6 protein-coding genes and 1 pseudogene are annotated in these 7303 nt (G+C 66.3%); all 7 read right to left on the bottom strand.

Annotation, left to right across the window (positions count from 1 at the left end; translation table 11 throughout):
• Positions 1-332: pseudogene (locus tag MOV75_RS21135) on the bottom strand (double-strand break repair protein AddB); the annotation flags it as partial.
• Positions 333-531: 199 nt separating this feature from the next.
• Entirely contained in the window at positions 532-1254 is a 723-nt protein-coding gene (locus tag MOV75_RS21130) for a nucleotidyltransferase family protein (RefSeq protein ID WP_246922488.1), read from the bottom strand.
• A 118-nt stretch (positions 1255-1372) separates the two neighbouring features.
• Positions 1373-1690: a PilZ domain-containing protein gene (locus MOV75_RS21125; RefSeq protein WP_018323417.1), complete on the bottom strand. Its 318-nt coding sequence runs from the start codon at positions 1688-1690 to the stop codon at positions 1373-1375.
• A gap of 86 nt (positions 1691-1776) precedes the next feature.
• Positions 1777-3297, bottom strand: coding sequence for a tRNA (adenosine(37)-N6)-threonylcarbamoyltransferase complex ATPase subunit type 1 TsaE (gene tsaE / locus MOV75_RS21120; RefSeq protein ID WP_246922485.1), 1521 nt, complete (start codon positions 3295-3297; stop codon positions 1777-1779).
• A complete protein-coding gene (locus MOV75_RS21115) occupies positions 3294-5798 on the bottom strand; it encodes a PAS domain-containing sensor histidine kinase (protein ID WP_246922482.1) in 2505 nt (834 codons plus the stop codon). The genes tsaE and MOV75_RS21115 overlap by 4 nt, the downstream gene beginning before the upstream one ends.
• Before the next feature lie 371 nt (positions 5799-6169).
• On the bottom strand, positions 6170-6628 hold the full coding sequence (gene dut, locus MOV75_RS21110) for a dUTP diphosphatase (protein WP_246922478.1): 459 nt from the start codon (positions 6626-6628) through the stop codon (positions 6170-6172).
• On the bottom strand, positions 6625-7303 hold a 679-nt coding region (locus MOV75_RS21105), incomplete at its 5' end, for a phosphopantothenoylcysteine decarboxylase (RefSeq protein WP_309486952.1). The genes MOV75_RS21105 and dut, both read right to left, overlap by 4 nt.

The following is a 7303-nucleotide window of genomic DNA, read 5'->3' as shown; positions in this document are numbered from 1 at the left end:
AGCCGCCGTTCGAGCTCGCCGAGCCGCGGCGGAATGTCGAGCGGCGTCGCGCCGGAAAACTGCTCGCCTTCATCGGCGAAGGCGAGCTCGTCCTCGTCGATGTCGCCGAGCGCCACGATACGCGGCAGCACCACCGCGTCGGCCTTCATCTCGTCGAGGAAGATCTCGCGGACAACGCGCATCGCGCGGCGGGTCGGCAGGTACAGCGTGACGTCCGCCAGCCGCGCCGGTTCCTTGCGCGCCTCGAATCCCTCGACCAGCCGTCCGTCGAGCAGGCTCGTGACGACCGTGCGCAGGAACGGAACTGAGATGGGAACGCTGAAAACGCGCATGAGCTGCCTGATTCGGGAATCACGGCAATATAGGGAGCCGGGCGCGAATGGTCATGGGCCGGGGCGGGATCTTCCCCGCTGTTTGTCGCTTCGTAGCCCGGATGGAGCGCAGCGCAATCCGGGATTCGTGCCACAAGCGAAAGCGCCCCGGATTGCGCTGCGCTCCATCCGGGCTACGGCACCATCTTCGGGGCGTCGCTTACGCCACGCTCTCCAGGAACGCCTCTTCCGCGGCGTGCACCGCGTCGGGGGTGCCGACATGCATCCAGACGCCGTCGAGGCGCAGGCCGAACAGCCGCTCCTGCTCGTTGGCGCGGTCGAACATCTTTGTCAGCGAGAACTCACCGTTCGGGGCATCCTCGAAGATCGACGGCGACAGGATCGCCGCGCCGGCATAGACGAACGGAACGACCTCTTTTTCCTTGCGCTTGCGCAGGGCGCCATCGGGCAGCATGCCGTAATCGCCGCGGCCGCTATAGCCGATGCTGGTCGCGGTCGGCGCCATCAGGAGCAGAATGTCCATGCGCTCAGGGTCGAAGTTTTCAGCGAGCCGCATCAGGTTCGAGCGTACACCGTCGATCCACAGCGTATCGGAATTGACGTGGAAGAACGGCGCATCGCCGAGCAGCGGCAGCGCCTTGACCACGCCGCCGCCGGTGCCGAGCACCTGGTCGCGTTCGTCCGAGATGGTCACGCGCGGATGCTGGCGCGATGCGGTGTGATCGATGATCTGGTCCGGCAGGTAGTGCACGTTGACCACGGCCTCGGTCACGCCGGCCTGGCCGAGCTTGTCGAGCACGTGGTCGAGCAGGGGTTGACCGGCCACCGGTACCATCGGCTTCGGCATCTTGTCCGTCAGCGGACGCATGCGCAGGCCGAACCCTGCGGCGAGCACCATGGCTTTGGTCGGTTTGACGGACATCCTTCGCTTTCTCAGACCTTTCGCGTTCGCAGCAATCCTAACACGAGGTTCGATCAGCCGCACCGCATCTCAACCGCCTTAACCAGCCGCCGTGACGGTTGTACGACGGGTGTTGCCATCATGCCCCGACGGCTGTGGAACGCGCCTTTTTCTTCTTGTCGCCGAGCTTGAGGAAATTGACGCCGATCTGGTCGCCATTGACCCAAGCTAGCTCGCAGCGCCGGTAGGCCAAGCCGGTGGACGACAGCAGGAGAAAGAACTCTTTCAGATGCAGGCCCTCGACCGAGCCGTCGATGGTCAGCTTGGCGCCGGTTTCGGAGACATCCTCCATGGTGCAGTCGCGCCGCCAGGTGCCGTCGATCCCCATCATCTGGGCCGAAATCCCGCGCTCGAAAACAACCCTGCTGTTGCCGCGCTGGTCCGTCTTTACCGCCATGTGCCCGCTCCAGCCCCGCATTTATTCGGCTGCCTTGCCGCCAGAATACCGACGTCTTGGCTAACAGCCGGTAAATCGGGCCCAAATCAGGCCTGCGGCCGTGGGACGTTGGCGAGATACCAGTCGCGCAAGGCACTCAGCGCCGGATGTGCCAGCGAGCGCTGGAGATAGGTCCAGATCCGCGGCTGGTGACGGAGGTAATGCGGCTTGCCGTCGCGGCGGTTGAGGCGGGCGAAGGTGCCGAGCAGGCGCGTGTTCCGCTGCGCCGACATGATGGCGTAGAGCTCGGCGAAGCCGGCGGCGTCGAAGCCTGCATCGTTCGCGCGGCGTGCTTTGATGTAGCGCGACAGCAGGGTCAGCTCGACCGTCTCGGGCACGTCGATGCGGGCGTCCTGGAGCAGCGAGACAACGTCGTAGGATTGCGGTCCGAGCACCGTGTCCTGGAAATCGATCACGCCGACGCGTTCAATGCCGCTGCGATCCCCGAGCCAGATCAGATTGGGCGAGTGGTAGTCGCGGATGACCCACGTCCTCGGCGCCGCCAGCGGCTTCCTCAGCAGCTCGCGCCACATCGCGAAGAATTCCGTGCGCTTTTCGTCGCTCAGCGGCGCGTTGCGATCGGGCAGGTACCATTCCGGCATCAGGCCGATCTCGATCAAGAGCGCTTCAGCGTCGAAGACCGGGATGTCGTAGCTCTGGCCCGCCAGCGGCAGGGCTTCCGGCAGCGTCTTGGCGTGCAGCGTGGCCAGCACGTCGGTCGCAGCCTCGTAGCGCTCGGCAATCGGCCGCGCCGGCTCGCCCTCGATCACGCCTTCACTGCCGAAATCCTCGGTGATCAGGAAGCCATGGTCGAGATCGGAATGGTGGATTGCGGGCGCCGAGATGCCCTGGGCGCGCAGGCCTTCGTCGATGGCGACGAAGGGCTTTACATTCTCGGCGAGATGCACCGCGGCGCTGTAGGATTTTCCGTTGTACATCGCAGCACCATCAGGGCGCTGCGGGAAGTTCATGAGGATGACGATCTCGTCGTCGCGCAGCAGCCGCGCATAGGAGCGGGTCGAGGCATCGCCGGCCATGCGCTTGCGCGTCGCATCCATGTAGCCCGAGGCGTCGAGGAATTCGCGCAGCAACTTCAGCCGCGCGACTTGCGCGGCACCCTTGCCGTAGCCGGTGATGTCGGCGGCGCGTGCAGTCGAGCCCAACGCCGGCCGATGCGTCAACGCGATGTCGATGCGATCTTTGGGCATCGCCGACGGCGCGCGCTCCGGCCATTCGATCAGCACGAGAGTGGCATCCGGGAGCGGCGACAGCCCGATCTCCTCGAGCTCGCTCTCGTCCTCGACGCGGTAGAGATCGGCATGCATCACCGGAAACGGCGGCAGCTCGTAGCCCTGCACCAAAGTGAAGGTCGGGCTTGGCACCTCCAGCGCGTCGTCGCCGGCGAGGTAGCGGATCAGGCTGCGCGCCGCCGCGGTCTTGCCGGCACCGAGATCGCCGGTGAGGGTGATGACATCGCCGGGGCCGACCAGCAGCGCGAGGTCGGCCATCAATCGCGCGGTAGCCGTCTCGTTGTGAAGCGCGACGGAGAATGTGACGGGTTCAGTCATTCGGCGGCGTCGCGATGCGCCGCCTGGTCGGTCGGGAAGTCGCAGATCACGACCGTGCCCCGGCCGACGATCGAATCCACCCGCACCTTGCCGCCATGCAGCTCGACGAAGGATCGCACCAGCGACAGGCCGAGCCCGGCGCCGCGGTGACGCGAGCCCTGCGAGCGGCTTTCGAACCAGTTGAATACCTTGTCCTTCATGTCGGCAGGTATTCCAGGTCCCGAATCTGTCACGGTGAAGACCACGCTGCGCTCGGTGCGCCGCGCGCTGATGCCGACGGTGGAATCCTGTGGAGAAAACCCGACGGCGTTGGCGAGGAGGTTATAGAGCACCTGCACCACGCGCTTCTCGTCGCCGATGAAGCTGCCGATATCGGGCGCGATCTCGACCTTGAGGCGGATACGGTCGGTCGCGAGGCGGTCCTGGATGCCCTCGGCGGCAAGCTCGATGGTCTTGCTGACGTCGACCGGGCCGAGTTCCAGCTTCATCGCGCCGGCGTCGATCGTGGCGAGATCGAGGATGTTGTTGGTCAGCGCCAGCAGGGCGTTGGTCGATTTGGTGACGTAGTCGAGATATTCGGCCTGCTTCGGCGTCAGCGGCCCGGTCGAGGGATCGCTGAGGAAGTGCGCGAAACCGATGATGGTGGTGAGCGGCGAGCGCAGCTCGTAGGAGACGTGGTGGACGAAATCCACCTTCATCTGGTCCGCGGCCTCCAGCGCCTCGTTGCGTTCGCGCAGCGCACGCTCGACGTTCTCGGTGTCGGTGATGTCCTGGAACGTCAGCATGGTCGCGCCGTCATGCAGCGGCCGGATCATGCCGTCGAGCACGCTGCCGTCCTTGCGTTCCAGCTTCAGCGGAACGTCGGCGCGGCTCTCGATCGAGGTGACGGCCTCGCGGATCTGGCGCCAGACCGCGGGATCGTCGAACAGCTGGTGGCACCAGCCTTCGACGGTCTGGATATGCGGCTCGTCGCGCATGGCATCGCTCGACAGCTTCCACATCCGGACGAAGGCCGGGTTGAACAGTTGCGCCTTGCCGTTGCTGCCGAACACGGCCACGCCCTCGGCGAGGCTGTCCAGCGTCTCGCGCTGGACGCGGATCATGCCGTCGAAGCGGCGGGCGAGCTCGAGGCTCTCGGTGACGTCGTCGAACAGATAGGTGACGCCGCCTTCGGGGTTCGGCGTGGTGACAACCGAGAGCGCGCGGCCGTCGGGCAGATACCAGGTGTCCTTGGTGGTCTCGACCGCGCGATAGGCCTCGTGCAGTTTTGCTTTCCAGGCGCGGAAATCAGGCTGCTCCGGCAGCTTGCGCGCGGCGCGAAGCTGGTCGAGCACGCTGGAATCATCAGGATTGGCGTCGAGGAAGCTGCGGTCGAGGTCCCACAGCCGGCGATAGGAATCGTTGTAGAAGGCGAGCCGGCGCTGACCGTCGAACACGGCCACGCCGGAGGAGAGCTGGTCCAGCGTGCGGCGATGCGCCTCTGCCATCCGCACCAGCGCCGAGCTGAGTGCATCCGCCTCGCTGGCATCGATGGCGACGCCAACGCTGCCGCTGCCGACATTGACGGCGCGCACATCGTAGATTCGGCGCTCGCCGCTGATCACGATCGGCAGCCGCGCGTTGAAATTGGCCGCGTCCTTCAGTCCCCGCTCCATCGCGGTGCGGTCGGCGCTGTCGAGCAGCTCGAGCTTGCGCTCCTGCGCGTCGGTGACGTTGTTCGCCTCGGTGGCACGGACATAGGCCGGGTTGGCGTAGGTCAGTGCGCCGTTCTCGCCCTTGGCCCAGATTGGCCAGGGCGCGGCGGCGGCAAAGCCGCGCAGCATCTCGGTCTCGTCGGAGAGCGCATTGTAGCGCAGATTGGTCTCGGCCAGATCGCGGCGGAGCCCAGAGAGTTCGCGAATCCGGACAATGGCCTGGCCGCCGATAGCGCGGCCGATGGCCTCCAGCGTGTGGCCATGCGCGGTGGTCAGCGTCAGCTGGAACCCGTCGCCGCGGTCGCGCAGTGCATCGACCGCATGATCCATCTGCAGCGCGGGTTCCGGCGGCAGCCAGGTTCCGAATGCGAGCACGCGTTGCGGCGAGGAGTCGCGCGGCAGCACCATGGAGATGTCGCCGGAGATCTGCGCGCGATTGTCGCCGGCCGGCCAGGAGATCAGGATTTGCGGCTCGGCGAACAGCAGCGCGCCGAAACGGTCGGCCTGGAGCTGCAGTTCCCCGATTCGGGCGCGCAGCTGCGCCTCGTTCTTGGCCGTGCGCACGCGCGTGCGCATCAACAGGATCGCGGCCATCACCGAGAAGCCGAGCAGGGCCAGCGCGGTGGCGAGCACCGCGAGTTCCTGCCGGTTGAAATCCAGCATGATGGAGAGGGTGTCGATGATGTCGGCGGCCTCGGCCGGCGCAGCCGGCAGCAGCGCTGCAAGAGCGCCTCCCAACAAGCCGTTGCGCACGAGCGATGTGCACGACAGCAGCGTCCGACGCATCGACACGATCACGCCTGACATAGTTGCCCCAAGATCGCACGGATTTGCGCGCGGCGACCCCCGCCGCGCGCGAATCAAACGACAATACCCTCACCGCGACTCCGCCGGTAAGAGTCCAGATCGTGAACGTAAACGCGGCCCCCTAAAAATGCCGGGCGCGATGTTCCCGCTCACGTCGTTCTTCGGGGTGATTCGGCTGGGATCGCCGTGTGTTAGCGCGTAACGCGGATGCTCGCGCCGCGCGAAAGGTGCGCTCCCTCCCCCGCTTGCGGGGGAGGGTCGGGGAGAGGGTGTCTCCGCGACGAAGGCTCCCCCAGAGGTGAAAACCCTCACCCGCGCCTTCGGCGCGACCTCTCCCGCAGGCGGGAGAGGTGTACCCACGCACAGCTCGGCTAGCGGCCGGTCGAGCCGAAGCCGCCGGCGCCGCGATCGGTGGTCGACAAGGTGGTCACGGGAACCAGCGCGGCTTGCACCACGGGCGCGATCACCATTTGGGCGATTCGCTCGCCGCGCTTGATCACGAAGACGGTTTGGCTGTGATTGATCAGGATCACCTTGATCTCGCCGCGGTAGTCCGCGTCGATCGTGCCCGGCGAGTTCAGCACGGTGACGCCGTGCTTGGCGGCAAGACCCGAGCGCGGTCGCACCTGCGCCTCGTGCCCGGGCGGCAATGCGATCGCAAGCCCCGTCGGCACCAGCGCATATTGGCCGGGTGCCAGCGTGAGGGGTTCGTTGTCAGGAACGGCGGCCATCAGGTCGAGGCCGGCGGCCTCCGCCGTCTGATAGGCCGGCATTGGCAGGCCGTCCGCATGGGCGAGGCGTTGCAGTTCGACAGTGACCTTCGTGCTCAAGATGCCGGCTCCCGGGATTTGTCGCTCACGCTTTTTGCGACATGCGCGACCAGTTCGATGGCGACCTGTTCCTTGGTCATCACCGGCCAGGAATCAACTGCAATCTCGCCGTTCTTCTCGCCGTCCTTGCGGCTGATCAAATGCACGGTGTTGCGGTCGCCGCCCATCACGCCGGTCGCCGGCGAGACGTCGTTGGCGACGATCCAGTCGCAGCCCTTGCGCGCGAGTTTTGATTTGGCATTGTCGATGAGGTGCTCGGTCTCGGCGGCAAAGCCGATCACCAGCGGCGGGCGCTTGTCGGTCAGCTTCGAGATGGTGGCGAGGATGTCCGGGTTCTCGACCAGCTGTAGCGGCGGCATGCCGGCCGAGGTCTTCTTCAGCTTCTGCTCCCCTTCATTGGCGACGCGCCAGTCGGCGACGGCGGCGGCGAAGATCGCGATGTCGGCGGGGAGCGAGGCCTGCACCTGCTCCAGCATCTGCCGCGCCGATTCGACATGCTTCACCGTCACGCCCTGGGGATCGCTGAGCTCGACGGGGCCGCTCACCAGAATCACCTCGGCGCCGGCGGCCTGCGCGGCGGCGGCAATGGCAAAGCCCTGCTTGCCGGAGGAGCGGTTGGCGATGTAGCGCACCGGATCGATCGGCTCGTGCGTGGGGCCGGCGGTGATCAGCACG

The organism is Bradyrhizobium sp. PRIMUS42, from assembly GCF_023006515.1.
GTDB lineage: Bacteria > Pseudomonadota > Alphaproteobacteria > Rhizobiales > Xanthobacteraceae > Bradyrhizobium.
The sequence above is the reverse complement of the archived record's forward strand: the minus strand, read 5'-3'. Positions and strand labels throughout refer to the sequence as shown.